This window comes from Pseudoxanthomonas sp. CF125 (genome assembly GCF_900104085.1).
GTDB lineage: Bacteria > Pseudomonadota > Gammaproteobacteria > Xanthomonadales > Xanthomonadaceae > Pseudoxanthomonas_A.
This window is the reverse complement of record NZ_FNLD01000002.1, coordinates 574,500-597,234: the sequence shown is the minus strand read 5'-3', so window position 1 is coordinate 597,234 and position 22,735 is coordinate 574,500. Positions and strand designations below refer to the sequence as shown.

General features: G+C 63.2%; 21 protein-coding genes. 13 read left to right on the top strand and 8 right to left on the bottom strand.

Annotation, left to right across the window (positions count from 1 at the left end; genetic code table 11):
• Positions 1-141: 141 nt before the first annotated feature.
• Positions 142-2,955, top strand: coding sequence for a valine--tRNA ligase (locus BLR66_RS12210; protein ID WP_093286699.1), 2,814 nt, complete (start codon positions 142-144; stop codon positions 2,953-2,955).
• Positions 2,956-3,055: 100 nt separating this feature from the next.
• On the opposite strand, the gene rimI is transcribed toward BLR66_RS12210, so the two are convergent.
• From rimI to pssA, 3 genes are read right to left on the bottom strand one after another with little or no spacing between them, the layout of a single operon-like run.
• Positions 3,056-3,511: a ribosomal protein S18-alanine N-acetyltransferase gene (rimI, locus tag BLR66_RS12205; protein ID WP_093287847.1), complete on the bottom strand. Its 456-nt coding sequence runs from the start codon at positions 3,509-3,511 to the stop codon at positions 3,056-3,058.
• A 47-nt stretch (positions 3,512-3,558) separates the two neighbouring features.
• Positions 3,559-3,960 carry a hypothetical protein gene (locus BLR66_RS12200; protein WP_093286696.1) on the bottom strand — a complete coding sequence of 134 codons (402 nt, stop codon included), beginning with the start codon at positions 3,958-3,960 and terminating at the stop codon, positions 3,559-3,561.
• On the bottom strand, positions 3,957-4,736 hold the full coding sequence (pssA, locus tag BLR66_RS12195) for a CDP-diacylglycerol--serine O-phosphatidyltransferase (RefSeq protein ID WP_093286693.1): 780 nt from the start codon (positions 4,734-4,736) through the stop codon (positions 3,957-3,959). The genes BLR66_RS12200 and pssA overlap by 4 nt, the downstream gene beginning before the upstream one ends.
• 98 nt (positions 4,737-4,834) lie before the next feature.
• Here pssA and BLR66_RS12190 point away from each other — a divergent pair, with 98 nt between their 5' ends.
• The 3 genes from BLR66_RS12190 to BLR66_RS12180 all read left to right on the top strand — a co-directional run bounded on the left by BLR66_RS12190 (position 4,835) and on the right by BLR66_RS12180 (position 7,287).
• Entirely contained in the window at positions 4,835-5,239 is a 405-nt protein-coding gene (locus tag BLR66_RS12190; RefSeq protein WP_093286688.1) for a DUF4124 domain-containing protein, read from the top strand.
• A gap of 3 nt (positions 5,240-5,242) precedes the next feature.
• Complete coding sequence (locus BLR66_RS12185; protein ID WP_093286683.1) at positions 5,243-5,521, top strand: DUF4124 domain-containing protein; 279 nt, start codon at positions 5,243-5,245, stop codon at positions 5,519-5,521.
• 71 nt (positions 5,522-5,592) lie between these two features.
• Complete coding sequence (locus BLR66_RS12180) at positions 5,593-7,287, top strand: proline--tRNA ligase (protein WP_093286678.1); 1,695 nt, start codon at positions 5,593-5,595, stop codon at positions 7,285-7,287.
• Between the two features lie 804 nt (positions 7,288-8,091).
• Here BLR66_RS12180 and BLR66_RS12175 read toward each other — a convergent pair.
• Complete coding sequence (locus tag BLR66_RS12175; protein WP_093286673.1) at positions 8,092-9,351, bottom strand: threonine/serine exporter family protein; 1,260 nt, start codon at positions 9,349-9,351, stop codon at positions 8,092-8,094.
• A gap of 132 nt (positions 9,352-9,483) precedes the next feature.
• Here BLR66_RS12175 and BLR66_RS12170 point away from each other — a divergent pair, with 132 nt between their 5' ends.
• The 4 genes from BLR66_RS12170 to BLR66_RS12155 all read left to right on the top strand — a co-directional run bounded on the left by BLR66_RS12170 (position 9,484) and on the right by BLR66_RS12155 (position 13,137).
• On the top strand, positions 9,484-10,599 hold the full coding sequence (locus BLR66_RS12170; protein WP_093286668.1) for an ABC transporter permease: 1,116 nt from the start codon (positions 9,484-9,486) through the stop codon (positions 10,597-10,599).
• 125 nt (positions 10,600-10,724) lie between these two features.
• Positions 10,725-11,561 (top strand): ABC transporter ATP-binding protein, encoded by an 837-nt coding sequence (locus BLR66_RS12165; protein WP_255402511.1) that lies wholly within the window; start codon positions 10,725-10,727, stop codon positions 11,559-11,561.
• 2 nt (positions 11,562-11,563) lie between these two features.
• Entirely contained in the window at positions 11,564-12,490 is a 927-nt protein-coding gene (locus BLR66_RS12160) for an MlaD family protein (protein ID WP_093286659.1), read from the top strand.
• On the top strand, positions 12,487-13,137 hold the full coding sequence (locus BLR66_RS12155; RefSeq protein ID WP_176943863.1) for an ABC-type transport auxiliary lipoprotein family protein: 651 nt from the start codon (positions 12,487-12,489) through the stop codon (positions 13,135-13,137). The genes BLR66_RS12160 and BLR66_RS12155 overlap by 4 nt, the downstream gene beginning before the upstream one ends.
• A gap of 11 nt (positions 13,138-13,148) precedes the next feature.
• On the opposite strand, the gene BLR66_RS12150 is transcribed toward BLR66_RS12155, so the two are convergent.
• The gene (locus BLR66_RS12150) at positions 13,149-13,760 is read right to left on the bottom strand and encodes an alpha-ketoglutarate-dependent dioxygenase AlkB family protein (RefSeq protein WP_093286655.1); all 612 of its coding nucleotides are present in this window, start codon (positions 13,758-13,760) and stop codon (positions 13,149-13,151) included.
• Between the two features lie 80 nt (positions 13,761-13,840).
• Between BLR66_RS12150 and BLR66_RS12145 the strand changes: the two genes are divergently transcribed.
• Entirely contained in the window at positions 13,841-15,448 is a 1,608-nt protein-coding gene (locus BLR66_RS12145) for an electron transfer flavoprotein-ubiquinone oxidoreductase (RefSeq protein ID WP_255402509.1), read from the top strand.
• A 69-nt stretch (positions 15,449-15,517) separates the two neighbouring features.
• Here BLR66_RS12145 and BLR66_RS12140 read toward each other — a convergent pair whose 3' ends face one another.
• From BLR66_RS12140 to BLR66_RS12130, 3 genes are all read right to left on the bottom strand, one after another.
• The gene (locus BLR66_RS12140; protein WP_176943862.1) at positions 15,518-17,947 is read right to left on the bottom strand and encodes an FG-GAP-like repeat-containing protein; all 2,430 of its coding nucleotides are present in this window, start codon (positions 17,945-17,947) and stop codon (positions 15,518-15,520) included.
• A gap of 146 nt (positions 17,948-18,093) precedes the next feature.
• Positions 18,094-18,720 (bottom strand): CoA transferase subunit B, encoded by a 627-nt coding sequence (locus BLR66_RS12135; protein WP_093286641.1) that lies wholly within the window; start codon positions 18,718-18,720, stop codon positions 18,094-18,096.
• Positions 18,720-19,466: a CoA transferase subunit A gene (locus BLR66_RS12130; protein WP_093286637.1), complete on the bottom strand. Its 747-nt coding sequence runs from the start codon at positions 19,464-19,466 to the stop codon at positions 18,720-18,722. The genes BLR66_RS12135 and BLR66_RS12130 overlap by 1 nt, the downstream gene beginning before the upstream one ends.
• A 111-nt stretch (positions 19,467-19,577) precedes the next feature.
• Between BLR66_RS12130 and BLR66_RS12125 the strand changes: the two genes are divergently transcribed.
• The 4 genes from BLR66_RS12125 (at position 19,578) to BLR66_RS18960 (ending at position 22,722) form a co-directional block, all read left to right on the top strand.
• Positions 19,578-20,480 (top strand): ATP-grasp domain-containing protein, encoded by a 903-nt coding sequence (locus BLR66_RS12125; protein WP_093286632.1) that lies wholly within the window; start codon positions 19,578-19,580, stop codon positions 20,478-20,480.
• 109 nt (positions 20,481-20,589) lie between these two features.
• Positions 20,590-21,336 carry an electron transfer flavoprotein subunit beta/FixA family protein gene (locus BLR66_RS12120; protein ID WP_093286627.1) on the top strand — a complete coding sequence of 249 codons (747 nt, stop codon included), beginning with the start codon at positions 20,590-20,592 and terminating at the stop codon, positions 21,334-21,336.
• On the top strand, positions 21,336-22,274 hold the full coding sequence (locus tag BLR66_RS12115; RefSeq protein WP_093286623.1) for an electron transfer flavoprotein subunit alpha/FixB family protein: 939 nt from the start codon (positions 21,336-21,338) through the stop codon (positions 22,272-22,274). The genes BLR66_RS12120 and BLR66_RS12115 overlap by 1 nt, the downstream gene beginning before the upstream one ends.
• Positions 22,275-22,314: 40 nt before the next feature.
• Positions 22,315-22,722 carry a hypothetical protein gene (locus BLR66_RS18960; protein WP_143014637.1) on the top strand — a complete coding sequence of 136 codons (408 nt, stop codon included), beginning with the start codon at positions 22,315-22,317 and terminating at the stop codon, positions 22,720-22,722.
• Positions 22,723-22,735 lie beyond the last annotated feature (13 nt).

Sequence of the window (22,735 nt, the reverse complement as noted above, 5' to 3'; positions counted from 1 at the left end):
CCAACCCAGTGACGTCATCCCAGCGAAAGCTGGGATCCATTTTGATCTTGCTCTTGCTTGTCCTTGGAACCGCGCAAAAAGCAGAAGCAAGATGGATCCCAGCTTTCGCTGGGATGACGATAGAAGCAGAACGCGGACTCCATGACCGACCTCGCCCCCAGCTACGACCCCAAATCCTTCGAAGCCCGCCTCTACGCAGAGTGGGAAGCCGCCGGCTATTTCAAACCGAGCGGCAGAGGCGAGCCGTACACCATCCTGCTGCCGCCGCCCAACGTCACCGGCACGCTGCACATGGGCCACGCCTTCCAGCAGACGCTGATGGACGCGCTGGTGCGCTACCACCGCATGCGCGGCTACGACACGTTGTGGCAGGTGGGCACCGATCACGCCGGTATCGCCACCGAAATGGTGGTCTCGCGCAATCTGGCGCTGGAAGGCAAGGGCGAAACCCGCGACTCGCTGGGCCGCGAAGGCTTCATCGAAAAAGTATGGGAATGGAAGGCGCAATCCGGCGACACCATCGAACGCCAGATGCGCCGCCTGGGCACCTCGAGCGACTGGTCGCGCAGCGCGTTCACCATGGATCCGATGGCGTCGAAGGCGGTGATCGAAGCCTTCGTCAAACTGCATGAAGAAGGCCTGATCTACCGCGGCCAACGCCTGGTCAACTGGGATCCGGTGCTGAAGACCGCGATCTCCGACCTGGAAGTGGAGAACGTGGAGCAGGACGGTTTTCTGTGGTCCATCGCCTACCCGCTCAGCGACGGTAGCGGCACGCTGACTGTGGCCACTACGCGCCCGGAAACCATGCTGGGCGATTCCGCGCTGGCGGTGCACCCGGAAGACGAGCGCTATGCGCACCTGGTCGGCAAGACCGTGAAGCTGCCGTTGACCGAACGCGAGATTCCGATCATCGCCGACACCTATGTCGAGCGCGAATTCGGCACCGGCGTGGTCAAGATCACGCCGGCGCACGATTTCAACGACTACCAGGTCGGCATGCGCCACAACCTGCCGCTGATCAACATCCTCACTCCGACCGCCGCCATCAACGATGCGGCGCCGGAGAAGTACCGCGGTCTGGACCGCTACGAAGCGCGCAAGCGGATCCTCGCCGATCTGGAAGACGCGGGCCTGCTGGTGGAAACCAAGCCGCACAAGCTGCAGGTGCCCAAGGGCGACCGCACCGGCCAGGTGATCGAGCCGTACCTGACCGACCAGTGGTTCGTGAAGATGGACGGACTGGCTGCGCGCGGGTTGGAGCTGGTCGAGAACGGTGCGGTGAAGTTCGTGCCCGCCAACTGGATCAACACCTACCGCCACTGGATGGAGAACATCCAGGACTGGTGCATCAGCCGCCAGCTGTGGTGGGGCCATCGCATTCCGGCGTGGTTCGATGCGCAGGGCAACGTCTACGTCGGCCGCGACGAAGCCGAAGCGCGCGCGAAGAATTCGCTCGGCGCCGACGTCGTGCTTTCTCAAGACAACGACGTGCTGGAAACCTGGTTCAGTTCGCAGCTGTGGCCGTTCAGCACCCTGGGCTGGCCCGATCAGACGGCGATGGCCGAACGCGGTTTCGACCGCTATCTGCCCAGTTCGGTGCTGGTCACCGGCTTCGACATCATCTTCTTCTGGGTCGCGCGCATGATCATGGCGACCGACCATTTCACCGGCCAAGTTCCCTTCAAGGACGTCTACATCACCGGCCTGATCCGCGACAAGGACGGGCAGAAGATGTCCAAGTCCAAGGGCAACGTGCTGGACCCGCTGGACATCATCGACGGCATCGCCCTGGAAGATCTGGTCGCCAAGCGCACCACCGGCCTGATGAAGCCCACCGATGCGCCGAAGATCGAGAAGGCCACGCGCAAGGAATTCCCCGACGGCATCATGGCCCACGGCGCCGACGCGCTGCGCTTCACCATCGCCGCACTGGCCAACCACGGCCGCGACATCAAGTTCGACATGGGCCGCGCCGAGGGCTACAAGAATTTCTGCAACAAGCTCTGGAACGCGACGCGGTTCGTGTTGATGAATACCGAAAGCTTCACCCTTCCCCTGCTTGCGGGGGAAGGTGCCCGAAGGGCGGATGGGGGCGCTCTTGATTTTTCTCCGATAACCGACGCCGAAAAATGGATCCTCGCGCGCCTGGCAAAAGTTTCGGCCGAAGCCGAAACCCACTACGCCAGCTACCGCTTCGACCTGCTCGCACAAACGCTTTACGAATTCGCCTGGAACGAGTTCTGCGATTGGTTCCTGGAGTTGACCAAACCGGCCTTGAACGGCGACGACTCGGCCGCTGCCGACAGCACCCGCCACACGCTGCTGTACGTGCTGGAATCGCTGCTGCGCCTGCTGCACCCGCTGACGCCTTTCGTCACCGAAGAGCTGTGGCAGCAGGTCGCCCCGCGTCTAGGCATCGAAGGCGGCACCATTTCGCTGCAGCCCTATCCGGAATCCGCCAACTACACCAGCAACGATTGCGCACAAGCCGAAATCGATGTGGAGTGGTTGAAGGACATGGTTTCGGCATTGCGCCGGGTGCGCAGCGAGCTGGGCGTGTCTCCGGGCAAGCAGGTACGGCTGCTGCTGCAGGACGGCAACGACAACGACCGCAAGCTGGCCGATCGTTATTCCTCGCAGCTTTCGTTCCTGCTCAAGCTTGAAGGCGTCCAATGGCTGCAGGCCGATGCGCAGGCACCCGCTTCGGCAGTTGCCATCGTGGGCGAACTGAAGCTACTGGTGCCCCTGGAAGGGCTGGTCGATCTGGACGCAGAACGCGCGCGCCTGGACAAGGAGATCGCAAGGTTCGCGGGCGAGAAAGAGAAAAGCGAAATCAAGTTGTCCAAATTCAGCGACAAGGTGCCGCCCGCGGTAATCGAACAGGAACGCCAGCGGCTGGTCGATTGGAGCAACCAGCTGGCCGGCTTGCTCGAGCAACGCGCCAAGCTTTGAATCCCAACGCAGCCCGTGGGAGCGGCGTCCCGCCGCGAGCTTTTGATCTCTGCATCTCTAGATAAGAGCTCGCGGCGGGACGCCGCTCCCACAATAGTTCCTACAGCGCGGGCATCCGGTCGATATCTTCGCCCACCAGCTCCATCGCCATCACCAGCGCATCTTCGCGTCCATCGCGCGCAGGGTAATAACGCGGGCGCCGACCGATCTCGTTGAAGCCTTCGTCGTGGTACAGCGCGATGGCGTTGGGATTGGAGGGGCGCACTTCCAGGAAGATGCGGGCGGCGCCCAGGTCCATCGCCAGCTTGACCAGCGACCGCAACAACTGACGGCCGTGACCGCGGCCCTGGCGTTCCGGTGCGACGCAGATGTTCAGGATATGCGCTTCGTCCGCCGCCACGCTGATGACCGCGTAGCCGATGGGCAGACCGCGTTCCTGCAGCACCCAGGCGGGATAACCGGCGGCCAGACAATCGCGGAAGATGCCGCGCGTCCACGGGAACGGATAAGCGCGCTGTTCGATCGCCAGGATCGCATCCAGGTCCGACTCGCGCATCGCGCGCAAGCCCGCATCGGCATGCCCGGCATCGACCGCCACCGCGCTCACGGCGAACGCTGCCTGCGCAAGGCGCGCAACTGAGGCCACAGGGCGCGCTTGGCCGCGGGATTGCCGCGCAGTTCGGAGGAAGGCGGCCAGCCGGCGATGATCGCGGCCGCATCCTCAGCGTTGGGGTTGCAGCCCGAAGCGCGGATCAGCGCGAAATGCAGTTTGTCCGGCAGGCGCGAAGCAGCGCGCCCGGGCGCAGGTACGGCACGCGCGGGGGCCGCCATCGTTTCGGCTTCGAGCCTGCGGCGCGCCGGGACGACGGGCTGGGCGGTTTCGCGCTGCGGCTGGGCGGCTTCGACCGCGACCGCAACCGGTGCCTCCGCCGCACCCTGCACATACAGCGTGTGGCCCAGCGCAGCCAGCCACTCATGCTGTTGCGACGACCACAGCTCGCTCACGGCGTGGTCTCCGGCAACTTGCGCCAACGTCTCCACAGCCAGAATCCCGGCCCCGAGAACGCGTAGACCACGCCGATGGCCAGCAGCGCGCGCGGCAGGTCCATCGCCAATACCGCGATCACCACCGGCACCAGGAACAGCGCGTAGAAAGGAATACGGTCGGCCTTGGCCCCACCTTCCCCGGTGCCTTTGAAGCTCCAGAAACGGATGCGGCTGACCATGAGCAGCGCCGAGACTATGGTCACCCCCAGCGCCACATAGCGCAGTTCCTCGCCGCTCCAGCCCAGATCGCCATCGGCGAAGGCCCAGACGAAGGACATCATCAGCCCCGCCGCGGCCGGACTGGCCAGGCCGATGAACCAGCGCTTGTCCACCGTGCCCACCTGCGTGTTGAAACGGGCCAGACGCAGCGCGGCGCAGGCCGCGTAGAGGAAGGCGACCGCCCAGCCCACCCGGCCCATCACGCTGCCGTCGAATTTCAGCGCCGAAAGCGCCCAGTGGTACATCACCAGCGCCGGGGCCATGCCGAAGCTCACCAGATCGGCCAGCGAGTCGTACTGCACGCCGAATTCGCTGCTGGTGCCGGTCAGGCGCGCCACCCGGCCATCGATGCCGTCCATCACCGCCGCGATGAACACCGCCACCGAAGCCTGCACGAACTGGCCGTTGGCCGCCGCGATGATGGCGTAGAAGCCGGCGAACAGGCCCGCCGTGGTGAACAGGTTGGGCAGCAGATAGATCGTCCGCGAACGCGGGACTTGCTTGTTTTCGTCCATGCGTCGCAGTTTAGCCCAAGCCGGCGGCTTGCCAGCCCGGCCCGGCGGTGCTGCAATCGCATCCTTCCCCTTATCCCCTGACTCCCCTGGAGACCGCCATGCGCGCTCTGTCCACAAGTACGGTCCTGATCCGCACCTTTGCCCTGCTCGTCCTGGCCGGGGTCTGCACAACGGCCCTGGCCGGCAAGATCTATCAGTGGAAGGACGCTAAGGGCGTGACCCACTATTCCGACAGCCCACCCCCGGAAGGCAAGGCGCAAGACCGCCAGATCGACAATCGTGGCGAGCCGGCCCCCACCGCCACCGTGGCAGGCAAGTCCGTCGAGAACCCCATGTGCACTACCGCCAAGCGCAATCTGCAGGTGCTGAGTGGCAAAGCCGCGGTGCAACAGGACACCGATGGGGACGGCAAGCCCGACAAGGCGCTGACCGAAGACGACCGCGGCAGCCAGCGCAACCTGGCCGAAGCAGCAGTCAAGGCCTACTGCACCCCCGCCGCCTGACCCATGCGCCTGGCCTGGGCCATCTGCGCAGGCCTGTTGCTGGGCATCGGCGTGGCCTGGTGGCTATCGCGCGAAGCGCCTGGAAAAACCGAGGCGCGGCAGCGACGCGCCGAGCAGGCCGCCGCCGCCCAGGCCCGCGACGCCAGGCCCTCGCTCTACCGTTGGCGCGACGACGCCGGCGTCCTCCAGATCACCGACAAACCTCCGCCGGACCGGCCTTTCCAACGCATCGACCGCGAGCCCGACCGTGCCATCAAGGTCAAGGGCGACAGCGCGGACTGAGCGCAATCCCGCAATGTCCGGCCGCAGCTGGCAAAATGTCCGCTTCCCCATGCTGTGAAGAACCTTCCCCGATGCGCCTGTCGCAATTCCATCTCCGCACCACCAAGGAAACCCCCGCCGACGCCGAAGTGGTCAGCCACCAGCTGATGCTGCGTGCCGGCATGATCCGCAAGCTGGCCTCCGGACTCTATACCTGGTCGCCATTGGGACTACGGGTGCTGCGCAAAGTGGAAAACGTGGTGCGCGAGGAAATGAACCGCGCCGGCGCCATCGAGATGCTGATGCCCACGGTCCAGCCGAGGGAGCTGTGGGAGGAAACCGGACGCTGGGAGAAATTCGGCGGCCAATTGCTGAAGATCCGCGACCGCAAGGACGCCGAGTACTGTTTCGCGCCCACCGCCGAAGAAGTGATCACCGATTTCGCCCGCAACGAACTGGCCAGTTACAAGCAGTTGCCGGTGAACTTCTACCAGATCCAGACCAAGTTCCGCGACGAGATCCGCCCGCGCTTCGGAGTGATGCGCGCGCGCGAATTCCTGATGAAGGACGGCTACTCGTTCCATCTGACCGAAGCCGATCTGGTCCGCGAATACAACAACATGCACGCTGCCTACAGCCGCGTGTTCACCCGCCTGGGCCTGAAGTTCCGCGCGGTGCAGGCCGACTCCGGCGCCATCGGCGGCGATGCATCGCAGGAATTCCACGTGCTGGCCGATTCGGGCGAAGACGCCATCGCCTTCTCCACCGGCTCGGATTACGCCGCTAACGTGGAAGCCGCGCAGGCTGCCGAACCGGCACCGCGTGCGTCGGCGAGCGAAGAGTTGCGCAAGGTGGATACGCCCACGCAGAAGACCTGCGAAGAAGTTGCTGCGCTGCTGGGCATTCCCCTGCAGCGCACGGTCAAATCGGTTGCGGTGATGACCGAGGCAGGCTTCGTGCTGGCACTGGTGCGCGGCGACCACGCGGTCAACGAAATCAAGCTGGCCAAGGTGCCTGGCCTGGCCGACTACCGCATGGCCACCGAAGCGGAGATCAAGGAATACCTGGGCAGCGAGCCCGGCTTCCTGGGTCCGCTGCAGCCAGCGAAAGAGATCCGCGTGATCGCCGATCGCGAAGTGGCGGCGATGGCCGACTTCGTCGTCGGCGCTAACGAAGCCGGTTTCCACATCGCCGGCGTCAACTGGGGCCGCGACCTGCCCGAACCGCACGCCGTCGCCGACATCCGCAACGTGGTCCACGGCGACCGCGCGCAAGACGGCGGCGAGCTGCAGATCGCACGCGGCATCGAAGTGGGCCATGTGTTCCAGCTGGGCCGCAAGTACACCGAAGCGCTCAAGGCCACGGTGCTGGACGAATCGGGCAAGGCCGCCACCATGCTCATGGGCACCTACGGCATCGGCGTGTCGCGCATCGTCGCTGCGGCGATCGAACAGAACCACGACGAGGCCGGCATCATCTGGCCCGAGCCGATGGCGCCTTGGGCGGTCGCCATCTGCACCATCAATCCGAAGGGCGATGCGGCGGTAAGCGATGCCGCGCAGAAGCTGTTCGACGATCTTCAGGCCGCGGGCGTCGAGGCGGTGATAGACGACCGCGGCCTGCGCCCGGGCCAGATGTTCGCGGACATCGAGCTGATAGGCATCCCGCACCGCGTGGTGATCTCCGAACGCGGCCTGACCGCCGGCACCTTCGAGTACCGCGCGCGGCGCGCTAGCGAAGCGGAGAACCTGGGCCGCGAAGAACTGCTGAAGAAGCTGACCGGCTAAAATCAGCCGCAGAGTTTCAGCACTACCCTTCCCCCACTTGCGGGGGAAGGTGCCGAAGGCGGATGGGGGTGCTCTTGGCACAATCTTTCCGTTCCAAGCAAAGCGTTGACCAGCCGTTCGGCTGTTGAAAGCCGCGCTTTGCGCGAGTTACTTTCTTTGCTTGTGCAAAGAAAAGTAACCAAAGAAACACACCCTAGCGTCGCGCCCGGCGATAAAGCCGCCGGGTGCGCAAGCCGGTCGGGAATTTCCGTAAGGCGCATCCTGCGCCTCCGGAAACAGCGCACATCCATGTGCGCTGCCCCTGCGGGGTTTAACCCGACCGGCTTGCCGCGACTCACGGGACGAAGATCAAAAGCTCAAGAGCCGACTACTGACCGATTTAGGAGCCGAGGCGAAGTAGTGCCGCTGAGTGCATATTGCTTGGCTTGGCTTTGCTGTTGCCGCCGATTCACCATCCCGTGAGGCGCGGCATGCGAATTGGGTAAACCCGAAGGGCGGCGCACAGGGATGTGCGCCGTTTCCGTAGGCGCAGGATGCGCCTTACGGAAATTCCCGATTCGCATGCGAACCCAACGGCTTCATCGTTGGGCGCGCCGTAGGGCGGCTTTCTTTTGGTTACTTTTCTTTGCCGTTCAAAGAAAAGTGACTCGCGCAAAGCGCGGCTTTCAACAGCCGAACGGCTGGTCAACGCTTCTGCTTCGAAGAAAAAGTAAAAGCCAGATCAAGATCAAGATGGATCCCAGCTTGCGCTGGGATGACGATTCACTTGTCCGTGGACACCCACCTTCATCGAGGCAGAAAACTTCAGAGATTCTTCCGCGCCGGCACCAACAGATTCCCGAACAACAGCCCTGCAATCAGCGCCATCACGATATTGATCACCGTCAACAGCGCCGAATTGCCCACCGCCAGATCCTGCTGCTGCACCAGACTCAACACACCCCGCAGACTGTTGCTGCCCGGCACCAGCATGATGATGCCCGGCACCCGGATGATCGCGCCGGGCTTGTTGGCCCAGCGCGCGAACACATTGCCCGCCGCCGTCAGCACCAGCGCCGACAGGAATATCCCGACCTCAGTTCCCCAGGCCTGCCCCGCATAGCGCGAAATCAGATAACCGCAGATCGCCGCCGCCATCACCCAGCCATAGTCGCGGCGATGCGCCTTGAACAACACGGCGAAGGCATAGGCCGCCAGCACCAGCGATGTCCATTCCACCCATTCCGGCTGCGGACGCAATGCGCGCACTTCCGGATACAGGCCCAGCAGCTGCGCCAGGGTCAGTGCGATCAGCGTACCCACCGTCAGCTTGAGAATGGTGGCGATGGCGCCGGCGAAACGCGCCGTACCCGAGACCAGGTGCTGGCTGGTCAGTTCGTTGACCGCATTGGTCAACGTCATGCCGGGCAACAGCACCACCAGCGAGGCGATGATCACGCTGTTCAGATTGAGCGGCTGGATGAAATTGGAAACCAGCACCGCCACCATGCCGGCCATCAATGCCGATACCGCGTCGCTGGCCTCCTTCAACCGCGGACGCCGCTCGTTCAAAAGGGCCTGTACGCCGATCAACAAACCGATGAACGTGGCCGTGGCGATATCCAGCCACGGCAACCGCCACAGCCCAGCCACTGCGCCGGAGGCCAACGCGAACGCCAGCAGCTGCGTCGCACGCCAACGCGGACTGGGCTTGCGGTCCAGCGCACGCAGCGCGGTGTGGCCCTGCGCGATGCTCATCGCCCCACCGGCCACGGCTTCGGCAATGCGGTCGGATTCGCTGAGCTTGTAAAGGTCGTTTTCGCCCGGCGCCAGGCGGATCACCCGGGTGGTATCGCTGGCTCCCAGCGGTCGGGACGGATCGCTGAAACTGAGGATCAGGCCGGTCGGATTCGACCAGGGCTCGCAGTCCAGTCCCAGCCGGGTCGACAACGCGACTACCGCCCCTTCCAGGCGCTGCGCCGTAGTGCCATAGGTATGCAGGCGGGCTGCCGTTTCGCATACGAAAGCGATGCGCTGGGCATAAGTAGCAGTGCTTGTGGCGGAGTTCGTTGCGGTTTGCGGCATGCGGCTAGTCTAGGGCCTGGGAATGGTGCAGATGGATGATGCCCGGCTCTTGCCGGCTATGCCACGATTCAGCAGGCCGGCTCCTCGCTTCTCCCGGCATGGGTAGACTGTATGCTCACCGATACGAGCGCTATGACCCAGACCGACGCCCGCCCCCGCTTCGAAACCGATGACGCCGATCCCTCGCGGGTACGGTTGGCGGGGCAATGGACCATCGCGACCGCGCTGCAGGTCGCCGAACGCCTGCGCGAGATCCCGGCCGGCGCCAAGGCCATCGATGCTACCGGCATTTCGCGCATCGACTCGGCCGGCGTATTGCAACTGCTGCGTCACGCCGCGCGCAACGACATCGCATTGGACGACCTGCAGTTCCGCGAAGAGCATCAAGCGCTGGTTTCCACCATCGAAGACGTCGCCGACGACCGGCCGAAGAAAAAGCGCGACTACGGCTTCGTGGCTGCGCTGGCGCGCCTGGGTTACCAGGTGCAGGACAACGGCAAGGAAATAGTCTCCCTGGTCAGTTTCACCGGCGAGAACCTGGTGAAGATGCTGCGCACTTTGAAGGAACCCAAGCGCCTGCGTGTCACCGCTACCGTCTTCCACATGGAGCAGGTGGGCCTGGATGCGGTGCCGCTGGTGATCCTGCTTTCCTACCTGGTCGGCGCGGTCATCGCCTTCCTGGGTTCGACGATCCTGCGCGACTTCGGTGCGGAGATCTACGTGGTGGAACTGGTCAGCATCGCCTTCCTTCGCGAGTTCGCGGTCCTGCTTACCGCCATCGTGCTGGCCGGGCGTACCGCCAGCGCCTTCACCGCGCAGATCGGCGCCATGCAAAGCCGCGAAGAAATCGACGCGATCCGCACGCTCGGCCTGGATCCGATCGACCTGCTGGTGATCCCGCGCCTGTTGGCCCTGCTGATCACCCTACCGCTGCTCACCTTCATTTCGATGATGGCCGGCCTGGCCGGCGGCATCACTGTGGGCGCCTTCGACCTGGGCATTCCGCCGCAGATGTACCTGACGCGCATGCACGAGACCCTGGAAGTACGGCACTTCCTGGTCGGCATGTCCAAGGCGCCGATCTTCGCCCTGATCATCGGCCTGATCGGCTGCCTGGAAGGCCTGCAGGTGGAAGGCACCGCGCAATCGGTGGGCGAACGCACTACCTCGAGCGTGGTGCAGACCATTTCGCTGGTGATCATCATCGACGCACTGGCTGCATTGTGGTTCATGAGCATGGATTGGTAGCGAAACGACGCGCTTATGCGCCACTGGCGCATGCGTCGTTGAGCCCGAGCGCGCTACGCGCGCGAAGGTTCACCTGTAAAAACGTAATGCTGCACCCGTTATTCAGCCAAGGAAATGCACCGACAGTGCCAATCGACACCGCCAATCCGCCGACAGACAGCACCACGCCGGTCATCCGCGTGCGCGGACTGACCAACAAATTCGGCGAGCAGACCGTGCACGAGGATCTGGATCTGGACGTGCGTCCCGGCGAAATCCTGGGCGTGGTCGGCGGTTCGGGCACGGGCAAATCGGTGCTGATGCGCTCCATCCTGGGCCTGCGCATTCCCAATGCCGGCGAAATAGAAGTGCTAGGCACCGATGCGCGGTCGACCCGCCCACAGGACCGCCAGCACATAGAACGCAATACCGGCGTGCTGTTCCAGGACGGCGCCTTGTTCTCGTCGCTGACCGTGGGCGAAAACGTGCAAGTACCACTGAAGGAACACCACGGCGAATTGCCCGACAGCTGGCGCTACGAGCTGGCGCTGCTGAAGGTGAAGCTGGCCGGGTTGCCGGCCGATGCGCTGAACAAGCTGCCCTCGCAACTCTCCGGCGGCATGCGCAAGCGCGCCGGCCTGGCACGCGCGCTGGCGCTGGACCCGCCGCTGCTTTTCCTGGACGAGCCCACCGCCGGGCTGGACCCGATCGGTGCGGCCGCCTTCGACCGGCTGATCCGGACCCTGCAGCAGGCGCTGGGCCTTACCGTCTTCCTCATCACCCACGACCTGGACACCCTGTACGCTATCTGCGACCGGGTGGCGGTGCTGGCCGACCGCAAAGTGGTGATCAATGCGCCGATCGCCGAGGTGGAGAAGCTCGACCATCCCTGGGTACAGGAATATTTCCACGGCCCGCGCGCACGTGCCGCGCGCCAAGGCCGCGATGCCTACCAAGAACGAACCCAGCAAGAGGCGTCCTGAACATGGAAACCAAAGCCAACTACGTCCTCATCGGCGCTTTCACCATCATCATTGCGGCCGCGTTGCTGCTGTTCGGGCTGTGGGCGGCGAAGTACTCCTCCGAGCGCAGCTGGCAGGAGTACCAGGTGGTGTTCCGCGAAGCGGTCACCGGCCTGTCCGTGGGTAGTCCGGTGCAGTACAACGGCATCGCAGTGGGCTCCATCACCAAACTGTCGCTGGCGCCCAACGACCCGCGCCAGGTGATCGCCAGGATCCGCCTGGAAGCGACCACGCCGGTCAAGGCAGACACGCGCGCAAAACTGGCCATCACCAGCCTGACCGGTCCTTCCATCATCCAATTGAGCGGCGGCACGCCGCAGGCCCCGGCGCTTACTTCGGTCGATACGCGCGAAGCGCCGGTCATCCAGACCGCACCCTCGGCGTTGCAGAACATCACCGACACCGCCAACCGCATCGTCGAGCGACTGGACCAGGTGCTGAGCGACCAGAACGTGGCGCGCATCGCCAGCACCTTGCAGAACCTGGAAACCATCAGCGGCGACATGGCCAATCGCGAGGAAGGCCTGCAAGCGTTGATCGCCAGCGCCCGCGATGCGGCCACCAACCTCGACCGCACCCTGGACACCACCAACGGCACCATCCAGCGCCTGGACCAGAACCTGGTGAAGCAGCTTCCGCCGATCCTCAACAAGCTGGAAAGCACGTTGGCGCGACTGGATTCGGCGGCCGGCAACGCCGACGCGATCCTCGGCGAGAACCGCGCGGCCATCAACAGTTTCGCCAGCGACGGGCTGGGGCAACTGGGTCCTACCCTGTCCGAATTGCGCAGCCTGATCCGCGACCTGCGCCAAGTCAGCGACCGGCTTGAAGGCAACCCCGCGCGCTACCTGCTGGGTCGCGACGCACCCAAGGAGTTCGAACCGAAATGAAATCGATGCGACCGGCCTCTCTTCGTCTTCTTTCCGTCGCCATGCCGCTCATGCTGCTGACCGGCTGTTCGGTGCTGGGAAACGGCAAGCAACGCGATCCGGTGACGATCTACGCGCCGCAGGTGAAGGTGACGCCCGATCCTTCCTGGCCTTCGGTGACCTGGCAGCTGGCGGTGGCCAAGCCCACCGCCGCGCGCGTGGTCGACAGCCCGCGCATCGCGGTGCGTCCGGTGCCCGGCGAGCTGCAGGTCTACAAGAGCGTGACCTGGTCGCAGCCTTCCACCGACCTGATCGAAGCCACGGTGCTGCGTGCGCTGGAGGACTCGGGCAAGATCCCCGCCGTCGCCCGCGCCGGCAGCGGCATCCGCGCCGACTACCGGCTGATCATGGATCTGCGCCGCTACGAAGCCGATTACGCGGGCAATACAGTCCCCTCGGCCACCATCGAACTCACCGCCAAGCTTCTGCACACCAGCGACCAACGCATCGTCGCCTCGCGTACGTTTCTGCAGGTGGAGCCTTCGGCCGGCGTGGAAGTGGCGCAGGTGGCGACCGCCTTCGACACGGCGTTGGAGAAACTGGGAAGCGAAGTCGTCGGCTGGGTGCTGACCACCGGAAAAAGCGACGCCAGCCGCGACAAGCGCTGACGTTCATCGTTTCAAGCCAGTATTCGGCGAAAGGTCAAGTTGATGCGTTCTCCCATCGGCTTGGCCGTACGCGGCAGCGAATGCTTGTAATTGGTCTGCGTGTCCCCGCGCATCACCAGTAGGCTGCCGTGCGCCAATGGCAATTCCAGTTTGCGTGATGCCTCATGGCGGTGTTTCAGCACGAAGCGCCGCGTCGCACCCAAGCTCAGGGAAGCGATGACCGGATGCGGGCCCAACGCAGGTTCGTTGTCGCTGTGCCAACCCATGTAATCGCGTCCATCGCGATAGCGGTTGGCCAGGACGCTGTTGAATCGGCAATCCAGCTCCTGCGCAAGCCGGCGAAGGATATCGGTCAGCGCTGGGGGCCAGGGCCGCGGCTGGAACCGTGTGCCCGAATAAGTGTAGGCCGCGTCTTCATTACCTATCCAGCTGCTCAGCCTGGGAGAGTCCACCTCACGGCCGAACAGGCGTATGCGGTGCGTCTCCCATTCGATCGCATCCTGCAACTCCGCAAACAGCGCGTCGGCCTGCCCGGTCTCCAGCCAGTCCGGCGCGAACCAGAGTTCCGTGCCTGGCAGAGCCTGATCGCTACCATTCGTTGCAAGGGGACGCAGTACGGACATGGAGCCATGCTGGCGGATTTGCCCCTTCCTCCGCAAACACCGAAAATAGCCGCAGCCGCAAGCCAGCCATGGAAACCCCGATGACCGATGCAGAACGCGATGTGATGGAATACGACGTCGTCACCGTCGGCGCAGGCCCCGCGGGTCTGTCCTTCGCGATCAGGCTCAAGCAGATCAATCCGGACATCAGCGTCTGCGTGATCGAGAAATCCAGCACCATCGGCGCGCATATCCTGTCCGGCGCGGTGATCGAACCCGGTCCGCTGGATGCCCTCCTGCCCGGTTGGCGCGACGCGCCTCCGCCGATCTGCGTGGCGGCCAAGGAAGACGAATTCTGGCACCTGAACAAAACCGGCGGACGCAAGTTCCCGTTCGTCCCGCCCGGCATGAACAACCACGGCAACTTCATCGTCAGTCTCGGCGCGATGTGCGCGTGGCTGGCGCCGCAGGCCGAGGCGCTGGGCGTGGAGATCTACCCCGGCTTCGCCGCCGCCGAAACCCTGCACGATGACCAGGGGAAAGTCATCGGTGTACGCATCGGCGACATGGGAGTGGCACGGGACGGTTCCCACAAGCCCGGCTACACCGCAGGCATCGACATCCATGCCAAGGTCACCGTACTAGCCGAAGGCGCGCGCGGGCATTTGACCAAGCGCCTCGTCAAACGATTCGCCTTGGACAACGACAGCGATCCGCAGGGCTATTCGATCGGCATCAAGGAACTGTGGCAGGTACCGGAAGGCCGGGTATCCGCAGGAAAAATCGTGCACACGCTGGGCTGGCCCGCCGACAACCGCACCTATGGCGGCAGCTTCCTGTATCACCTGGAAAACAATCAGATCGCACTGGGTTACGTGAGCGGCCTGGATTACAAGGATCCCGGGTACAAACCCTGGGAAGCTTTCCAGCAGTGGAAGAACCATCCCCTGATCGCGCCCCTGCTGGAAGGCGGCACGATCCTGTCGGCCGGCGCGCGCGCCATCGTCACCGGCGGTTGGCAATCGCTGCCCAAAGTGGAGATGCCCGGCGCGCTGCTGATCGGCGATACCGCCGGCCTGCTCAACGTGCCCAAGATTAAGGGCACCCACCAGGCCATCCGCAGCGGCATGCTCGCCGCCGAGCACCTGGCGCAATCGATGGATCCGGCCGGCTTCGACGCGAAGCTGCGTGCTTCCGATGCGATGAAGGAACTGAAACGGGTGCGCAACATCAAGCCCGGCTTCAAGAAAGGCTTGTGGTTCGGCATGTTGAATGCGGGCTGGGAAACCGTCACCGGCGGCCTGTCGCCGTGGACGCTGAAGGTGAAGCCCGACTGGTCCTCACTGGACAAACTGGGCGAGCACGAACAGTCCAAGCGCGACTACGTGCAACGCACCCTCGCCCCGCGCGATCGGCTGCAGGCCGTCTACTACGCCGCCACCGAGCACGACGAAGATCAGCCCGTGCACCTGAAGGTCGCCGACACCTCGATCTGCATCACCCGTTGCGCCGAGGAATACGACAATCCCTGCACCCGCTTCTGCCCCGCCAACGTCTACGAGATCGTTGCGGACGAAACGGGAAAACGCCTGCAGATCAACGCCGCCAACTGCGTGCACTGCAAGACCTGCGATATCAAGGACCCGTACGAGATCATCACCTGGGTGACGCCGGAAGGTGGTTCGGGCCCGAATTACCAGAATCTGTAGAAAGCGCAGAAACAAAAAAAGGGGTCGCTAAAACGACCCCTTTTTACAAGCTCTGCAGATGACGTACGGTCAGTTGGCCGGTACGCGATCGCCCCCCATGATCTGCCAGTTGGTATCCGGCACACGATAAATTTCGCTGGCTGAAAGGATTTGCGCGCCGCGCATCAGCTGCATGTAGTTCTGTCCGCTGGTTGAATTGCGCCACAGCACGTCGGCATAGCCATCACCGTTGTAGTCGCCGGAACTGACGATCTTCCAAGCCTGATTAGGCTCGACATAAACCTGCGTGTCAGTCACTACCGTCGTTCCGTTCATCTTCCAAAGGTGGTTGACACCCGTGGTGTCATTGCGCCAGTAGACGTCGGCGATGCCATCGCCATCGAAGTCACGGATCGCCACAATCTTCCACGCTTGGTTGGACTCCCGGCGGGTAAACCCGGAGGTCGCCTGGACGACAAAGCCACGCATGAACACGATGTAGTTCTCGCCGGTGGAGCTGTTGCGCCACAGGATGTCGGCCATGCCATCGCCATTGAAGTCGCCTGCACCGATGATCTTCCATGCTAGGTTCGGCTCGTGGTAGACGAACTGCTGCGCACGCGGTACGCGGCCGCTCATCAGCCAGATGTCGTGCGTACCCAGCACGATGTTGCGCCACAGGATGTCGGTGATTCCATCGCCATCGAAGTCGGCCAAAGCGGCTATTTGCCAGTTCTTGTCGGCCACCGTGTTCGACGTGCCAGAGGTGGCGAGGATTGTGCGGCCATCCATGTGCTGGATGAAAAGTTGGCCGCTGGTGAAATTCCGCCACAGCACGTCGGCCTTGTGATCGCCATTAAAGTCGCCGGTGCCGACAACTTTCCAAGCCTGGTTGGCTTCCACGTATACGGTGCCGGAACTGGCGATGGCCAAGCCATTCATGTGCCACTCGTCGTTGACGCCGGTGGACATGTTGCGCCAGTAGATGTCCGAACGACCATCGGCGTTGAAGTCATTGGCCACCACACCCAACGGCACGACCCTGTCGCGGAATTGCGCTACCACCGGAATCGTCTGATTCAAGCTACGCGCATTGTCGGTCTGATCCGTAACGCCGCATGGCAGATTGTCGGCGGGTCCGCACTTCAAAACTAGCGGATTGGAGAATGTGCGATAGAAGTCTTGGTTGTCGTCTCCATACGCCATGATGGTGTAGAAGTTACCATTGGCCGCAGTTGTCTTCATACCGAACGAGTAAGGATAGCGGCCGAAAAGCAAGTTGGTTCCGCCTGACGGCAGGTCCGGGTTGATCTTCGAATTATCGCGATCATGGGCCGAACCCATCAGGTGGCCGACCTCATGTATTAAGCTCTCTACAGCGCAGAAATAGGTGTTGTTATCCGTGCCGGTGTCAGTGCCGTCGCTGATTACCGCAAATCCGAAATCATCGTCGGTGGTCGGATCGATCGGCACGCCGCCGGATCCATTCAACCACGCGATACCGCAACCTTGGTTTTCCGGGGTCTGGAACTTACGCACCAAGATAGCAAGGTCAGCGCCGTACTGGTCGCGGGCAGTTCGCAGCGGAGCAAGCGATGCGGGAATGGTAACTGGCGCGGTGCCGGTCGTGCCGGTCAACTCACCTAGGGCGACTTTGTTCGTAGTGTTGTCCGCATAGTTAACCTCCACGGCATTGACTATGCGCAGCGCACCGGTAATCAGGCTGTTATTGAATGCCTCGTTGCCCACGTCAACTAGGTTGACCAAGCGGGTCACCGTCGCCGACTGGCTACCGTACACCGCTCTTAAACCAGCGCTATACCCGAGCGCAATGTCGATAGTGGTGGCCGGGGTTGCAGCTTTCGTTTCCCCGGCGGATTGGGAGACCTGCGCTTTGGAAGCCGCGGCCAGCAGCTGACTGCGGAAGGCAGCAGCCGGAGGTACCATCATGTCGCTGCGGCTGTTTGGATTCTTAACCTTGGACTGATCGGTCTGCACTACGTACAACGTGCTGCCACGTGTTTGTAGATTCAGTGGGGAGCCCGTCTTCTGGGGAATAGAACCAAATACGGCTTTTTCGCCGAAAGTCAGAATGGCTTCCTGCTTCTGGTCTCCGCCAATGACACGCCCGATCCAGGTCCAGTTGCCATCGGGATGCTCTACGTGCCGCTCATAGCGCAACTTGACCTGCGAGCCGTCCGGTGACGGAATGGTCATGATGCCGCCTACAACCGCTTTCAGGGCGTGTGCTTCACTGATCGCGACCGGAAACCAGGTATAGGCGCCTTCGCGTTTAGTCGCAGCGCCTTTGTTCTTGTACTGGATCAATTCGCCGCGATCAGGCGCATTGGCGATTGATTGGCCGGTATCGCGACCGGCTTGAACCGAGGGCAGCCGCTGAGCAGTACGTGAACTTGTCGAGGCCGCGCCCCGCTGATCGCCGAACTTAGTATCGGGAGCTTCGGCAGAGCAGCCGGCCAGACATACCAACAGAGCGCAAGCGCCTACGCGAAACTTCATGAGAACCCTCAACCCGACTGAATTTATTGCCCCTGATAACAAACTATAACCCGCGACCCCACTTAACAATAGTGAGAGCGGTCGCGGTTGTCCCAGCATATTTGGGCCTTATACAGGTTAAGCCGACGCGGGGGCTGTTGTTCCTTTCAGGTGAAACCGACCCCGGTTTTGGCTTCCAGGTCGCTTCGGGTCACCCCTTCGGCCGATTCCACAAGCACCAGTCCCTGGGGGGTTACGTCGAATACCGCCAGGTCGGTGATGATCCGGTTCACCACCCCTACCCCGGTCAAGGGAAGGTTGCACTCGGGGAGAATCTTGTGGCTGCCGTCCTTAGCCACATGCTCCATCAGCACCACGATGCGCTTGACCCCGGCCACCAGGTCCATGGCACCGCCCATGCCCTTGACCATCTTGCCAGGAACCATCCAATTGGCCAGATCGCCCTTGTCGGTGACCTGCATGGCGCCCAGCACGGCTAGGTCGATATGGCCGCCGCGGATCATGGCGAAGGAGTCGTGGCTACCGAAATAGCTGGCACCCTTGCGTGCGGTTACGGTCTGCTTGCCTGCATTGATCAGGTCGGCGTCGATTTCGTCTTCGGTCGGGAACGGCCCGATGCCCAACAGCCCGTTCTCGGACTGCAGCCAGACATCCATACCTTCGGGTATGTAATTGGCCACCAAGGTCGGCAAGCCGATGCCCAGGTTCACATAGGCGCCATCGGTCAGTTCCAGGGCGGCGCGCTGGGCCATTTCGTCGCGGGTCCAGGCCATCAGCGGGTTCCTCCGGTCACGGTACGGTTTTCTATGCGCTTTTCAGGGTGGGGGTTATGCACCAGGCGGTCCACGTAGATGCCCGGCGTATGGATCTGGTCGGGGTCCAGCTCGCCCACTTCGACGATGATCTCCGCTTCGGCGACACATACCTTGCCCGCGGTCGCCACGGCCGGATTGAAGTTGCGCGCGGTCTTGCGGTAGACCAGGTTGCCGGCGGTGTCGGCCTTCCAGGCCTTCACCAGCGACACATCCGCTTTCAAAGCGGTTTCCATCACGTATTGGAAACCATCGAACTCCCGGGTTTCCTTGCCCTCGGCCACGATGGTGCCGTAGCCGGTGCGAGTGAAGAACGCCGGAATCCCCGCTCCGCCGGCCCGCAGGCGCTCGGCCAACGTGCCCTGCGGGTTGAACTCGAGCTCCAGTTCGCCGGAAAGATATTGCCGCTCGAACTCCTTGTTCTCGCCGACGTAGGAGGAAATCATTTTGCGGATCTGGCGCGTGGAGAGCAGTTGGCCCAGCCCGAAGCCATCCACGCCGGCGTTGTTGGAGATGGCGGTCAGGCCTTTGACGCCGCTATCGCGCAAAGCGAGGATCAAGGCCTCGGGAATGCCGCAAAGCCCGAATCCGCCCACCGCCACGATTTGATCGTCGGAAACGACCCCCTTCAAGGCTGCGTCGGCGCTGGGATAGAGCTTGCTCTTGGCTCCGCTACGCGAAGGCGAGGAGGCGACCGCTTCGACCATGACCTTATCCGTTCGGGAAATTGTCGGCCATTTTAACCGGCTGCCCGCAACGCACACAGGTACTTTCGGCCAATACCCACCAGCGAACGCGGTCGCCCTTAAACTTGGGCCATGAAGACACTCGCCCTGGTCACCGCGGTCGCCGCCACCGGTCACGATGATGACCTTGCCCCTATGCTTGAAGCCTGTGCCCGTGCCGGCCTGCACGCGCGCGTCGTCGCCTGGGACGATGCCACGGTCAGCTGGCGTCGCTTCGATGCGGCCCTGCTGCGTTCTCCCTGGGACTACACCGAACGCTTGGCGGAATTCCTGGGCTGGTGCGATCGCGTGCAGCAATCCACCCGGCTGCTGAATCCGCTCAACGTCGTTCGCTGGAATACCGACAAGCATTATCTTGCCGATCTGGAGGCCGCCGATGTGCCGGTCGTGCCTACCGTATTCGTGGAGCCGGACGCGGAGCCTCTTGAGGCGTTGCAGGCCTTCCTGACAGGGGAAGAAGCAGAGGAGTTCGTGGTCAAACCCACCGTCAGCGCGGGCTCCCGCGATACCCAGCGCTACTCGCGGGCGCAGGATTTCGCTGCCGGCAACCATATCGCCCGGCTGCTCGAGCAAGGACGCAGTGTGATGCTGCAGCCCTACCTGCGGTCGGTAGACAGCGCCGGCGAGGCCGCCCTGATCTACTTCGATGGGCAGTTCAGCCATGCCATCGGCAAAGCAGCGCTGCTGCGCCCCGACCAGCCCGCCACTACAACACCCCACGCCGCTGGCGAGATAACCCCACGCGATGCGGACCCGGCCGAGCGCCAGCTAGCCGAAAGGGTCCTGATGGCAACCGAACGCCTGCTGCAGCTCGAACAGCCGCTGTCCTATGCCCGCATCGATCTCATCCGGGATGACGCCGGCAAATCGCGACTGCTGGAACTGGAATTGACCGAACCATCGCTCTTCTTCGCCCAGGCGCCCGGCAGCGTCGAGCGATTGGTCGCCAACCTGGCCCGTCATTTGAATGACTGAACCGTACGCACTCGCACGGCCCGCCCCCGACCGGTAAAATCCCCGATCTGCTCTCGGCCAGCCGCCGCAATGCCGGGCCTCCCCCTCCAGCCTCAGGAATTCCCGCAGGATGAAGATTCTCGTCGCCTACAAGCGCGTGGTGGACTACAACGTCCGCGTCCAGGTCAAACCGGATGGTTCCGGCGTGGTCACCGAAGGCGTCAAGCTCTCGGCCAACCCTTTCGACGAAATCGCACTGGAAGAAGCACTGCGCCTGCGCGACAAGGGCATCGCCACCGAGGTGATCGTGGCCACCATCGCCCCTGCCGACGCCCAGGCGCACCTGCGCAATGGCCTGGCCATGGGCGCCAACCGCGCCATCCATGTGGTCGTCGATGGGCCGATCCAGCCGCTGACCGCTGCCCGTACCCTGCTCAAGCTGGTGGAAAAGGAACAACCGGACCTGGTGATCCTGGGCAAGCAGGCCATCGACGACGATTCCAGCCAGACCGGCCAGATGCTGGCCACGCTGTGGGGCCGCCCGCAGGCCACTTTCGCCAGCAAGCTTGAGATCGCCGACGGCAAGGCCACCGTGACCCGCGAAGTGGACGCCGGCCTGGAAACCTTGGAAGTAGATCTGCCGGCCGTGGTGACCACCGACCTGCGCCTCAACGAGCCGCGCTTCATCAAGCTGCCGGACATCATGAAGGCCAAGAGCAAGCCGTTGGAAAGCATTCCTTTCGCCGATCTGGGTGTGGATAGCGGCGACACCCTCAAGACCACCCACTACGCCGCCCCCGCCAAGCGCGGCAAAGGCGTGATGGTCAAGGACGCGGCCGAACTGGTCGCCGCACTCAAGCAGAAGGGGTTGCTGTAATGAGCAAGGTATTGGTCATCGCCGAACACCTGGACGGCAAACTCAACGCCGCCACGGCCAAGACGGTCAGCGCCGCGCTGGCGCTGAAGCCCGATTCCATCGACATTGCCGTGCTCGCCGCCGATCCGGCCGCCGTCGCCGCCGAAGCCGCGCAGATCGCTGGAGTGGCCAAGGTGCTGGCAGTGGCCAACCCGGCCAATGCACACGCCCTTGCTCAGGTGCTGGCACCCCAGATAGTCAAGCTGGCGGCGGGCTACACGCACGTGTTCGGCCCTTCCACCACCTTCGGCAAGGACCTGATGCCTTGCGTGGCCGCCCTGCTGGGCACCGCCCAGGTTTCGGACGTGATGTCGGTGGAAGGCAGCCACACCTTCAAGCGCCCGATCTACGCCGGCAACTCCATTATCACCGTCGAAGCGCCCACCGAGCATCCTGTGGTCGCAACTGTGCGCACTGCCTCCTGGCCGGAAGCGGCCAAGGGCGGAAGCGCAACGGTAGAAGCGGTTTCGGTCGAAGCTGCCCTGCCCGGACACACCCGCTTCGTCGGACTGGCTGCCGGCAAATCCGATCGCCCCGACCTGCAGAGCGCAAAGCGCGTGGTCTCCGGCGGGCGCGGCGTGGGCTCGGAGGAGAACTTCAAGATCATCTATGCGTTTGCCGACAAACTGGGCGCTGCGGTGGGCGCCTCGCGCGCCGCGGTCGATGCTGGTTACTGCTCCAACGAAATGCAGGTGGGGCAGACGGGCAAGATCATCGCTCCGGAGCTGTATGTCGCGATTGGCATCAGTGGTGCAATCCAGCATTTAACCGGGATCAAAGACGCCGGCACCATCGTGGCGATCAACAAGGATGCCGAGGCGCCTATTTTCGAGATCGCGGATATCGGACTGGTGGGCGACTTGTTCAAGCTGCTGCCTGAGTTGGAAAGCGCGCTTTGATCTGGGCCCGCAATCCAAGAATCCTCGCTGGAGACTTTAGATGAAACGACGACTGATAGTCCTGCTATTGCTCTGTTTGGGCGCCTGCGAGCGCCACGCTGCCCCAACCGAAGCTTCTGTGCCTGTGGAAGACACCAGTGCAGATTCTGCGGGGAATGTCGCTTCCACCAATAACGCGATAAAGCTGACGGTGAGCCCATCCCGCATGACCCAGTGCGATCCTGCTGTGGAAGCCGTCGTACAATGGGATGCATCGGCAATACCTGCGATTACAACGATCGAGATTTGGGCCGGCGACGGCAGCGATTTCAAGTTGTTCGCGGCGGGCGGCGTCGAGGGTGAAGCCAAGACAGGCCCCTGGACGCGACCGGGCTCACGGTTTCGCGTGATCGAACCCTCCAGCAAGAGAGTGCTCGCAGAACTCCGCGTAGCCGGCCCCCAGTGTTGATGTCCGGCAAATA

Bases quoted from the DNA above. Each gene is read 5' to 3' on its own strand.
- BLR66_RS12160 (WP_093286659.1), top strand. From the start codon at position 11,564: ATGGAAACCAAAGCCAACTACGTCCTCATCGGCGCTTTCACCATCATC.
- BLR66_RS12135 (WP_093286641.1), bottom strand. From the start codon at position 18,720: ATGGCCTGGACCCGCGACGAAATGGCCCAGCGCGCCGCCCTGGAACTG.
- BLR66_RS12145 (WP_255402509.1), top strand. From the start codon at position 13,841: ATGACCGATGCAGAACGCGATGTGATGGAATACGACGTCGTCACCGTC.
- BLR66_RS12175 (WP_093286673.1), bottom strand. From the start codon at position 9,351: ATGCCGCAAACCGCAACGAACTCCGCCACAAGCACTGCTACTTATGCC.
- BLR66_RS12150 (WP_093286655.1), bottom strand. From the start codon at position 13,760: ATGTCCGTACTGCGTCCCCTTGCAACGAATGGTAGCGATCAGGCTCTG.
- BLR66_RS12185 (WP_093286683.1), top strand. From the start codon at position 5,243: ATGCGCCTGGCCTGGGCCATCTGCGCAGGCCTGTTGCTGGGCATCGGC.
- BLR66_RS12140 (WP_176943862.1), bottom strand. From the start codon at position 17,947: ATGAAGTTTCGCGTAGGCGCTTGCGCTCTGTTGGTATGTCTGGCCGGC.
- BLR66_RS12210 (WP_093286699.1), top strand. From the start codon at position 142: ATGACCGACCTCGCCCCCAGCTACGACCCCAAATCCTTCGAAGCCCGC.
- BLR66_RS12125 (WP_093286632.1), top strand. From the start codon at position 19,578: ATGAAGACACTCGCCCTGGTCACCGCGGTCGCCGCCACCGGTCACGAT.
- BLR66_RS12180 (WP_093286678.1), top strand. From the start codon at position 5,593: ATGCGCCTGTCGCAATTCCATCTCCGCACCACCAAGGAAACCCCCGCC.
- BLR66_RS12155 (WP_176943863.1), top strand. From the start codon at position 12,487: ATGAAATCGATGCGACCGGCCTCTCTTCGTCTTCTTTCCGTCGCCATG.
- BLR66_RS12170 (WP_093286668.1), top strand. From the start codon at position 9,484: ATGACCCAGACCGACGCCCGCCCCCGCTTCGAAACCGATGACGCCGAT.
- pssA (WP_093286693.1), bottom strand. From the start codon at position 4,736: ATGGACGAAAACAAGCAAGTCCCGCGTTCGCGGACGATCTATCTGCTG.
- BLR66_RS12130 (WP_093286637.1), bottom strand. From the start codon at position 19,466: ATGGTCGAAGCGGTCGCCTCCTCGCCTTCGCGTAGCGGAGCCAAGAGC.
- BLR66_RS12120 (WP_093286627.1), top strand. From the start codon at position 20,590: ATGAAGATTCTCGTCGCCTACAAGCGCGTGGTGGACTACAACGTCCGC.
- BLR66_RS12115 (WP_093286623.1), top strand. From the start codon at position 21,336: ATGAGCAAGGTATTGGTCATCGCCGAACACCTGGACGGCAAACTCAAC.
- rimI (WP_093287847.1), bottom strand. From the start codon at position 3,511: ATGCGCGAGTCGGACCTGGATGCGATCCTGGCGATCGAACAGCGCGCT.
- BLR66_RS12190 (WP_093286688.1), top strand. From the start codon at position 4,835: ATGCGCGCTCTGTCCACAAGTACGGTCCTGATCCGCACCTTTGCCCTG.
- BLR66_RS18960 (WP_143014637.1), top strand. From the start codon at position 22,315: ATGAAACGACGACTGATAGTCCTGCTATTGCTCTGTTTGGGCGCCTGC.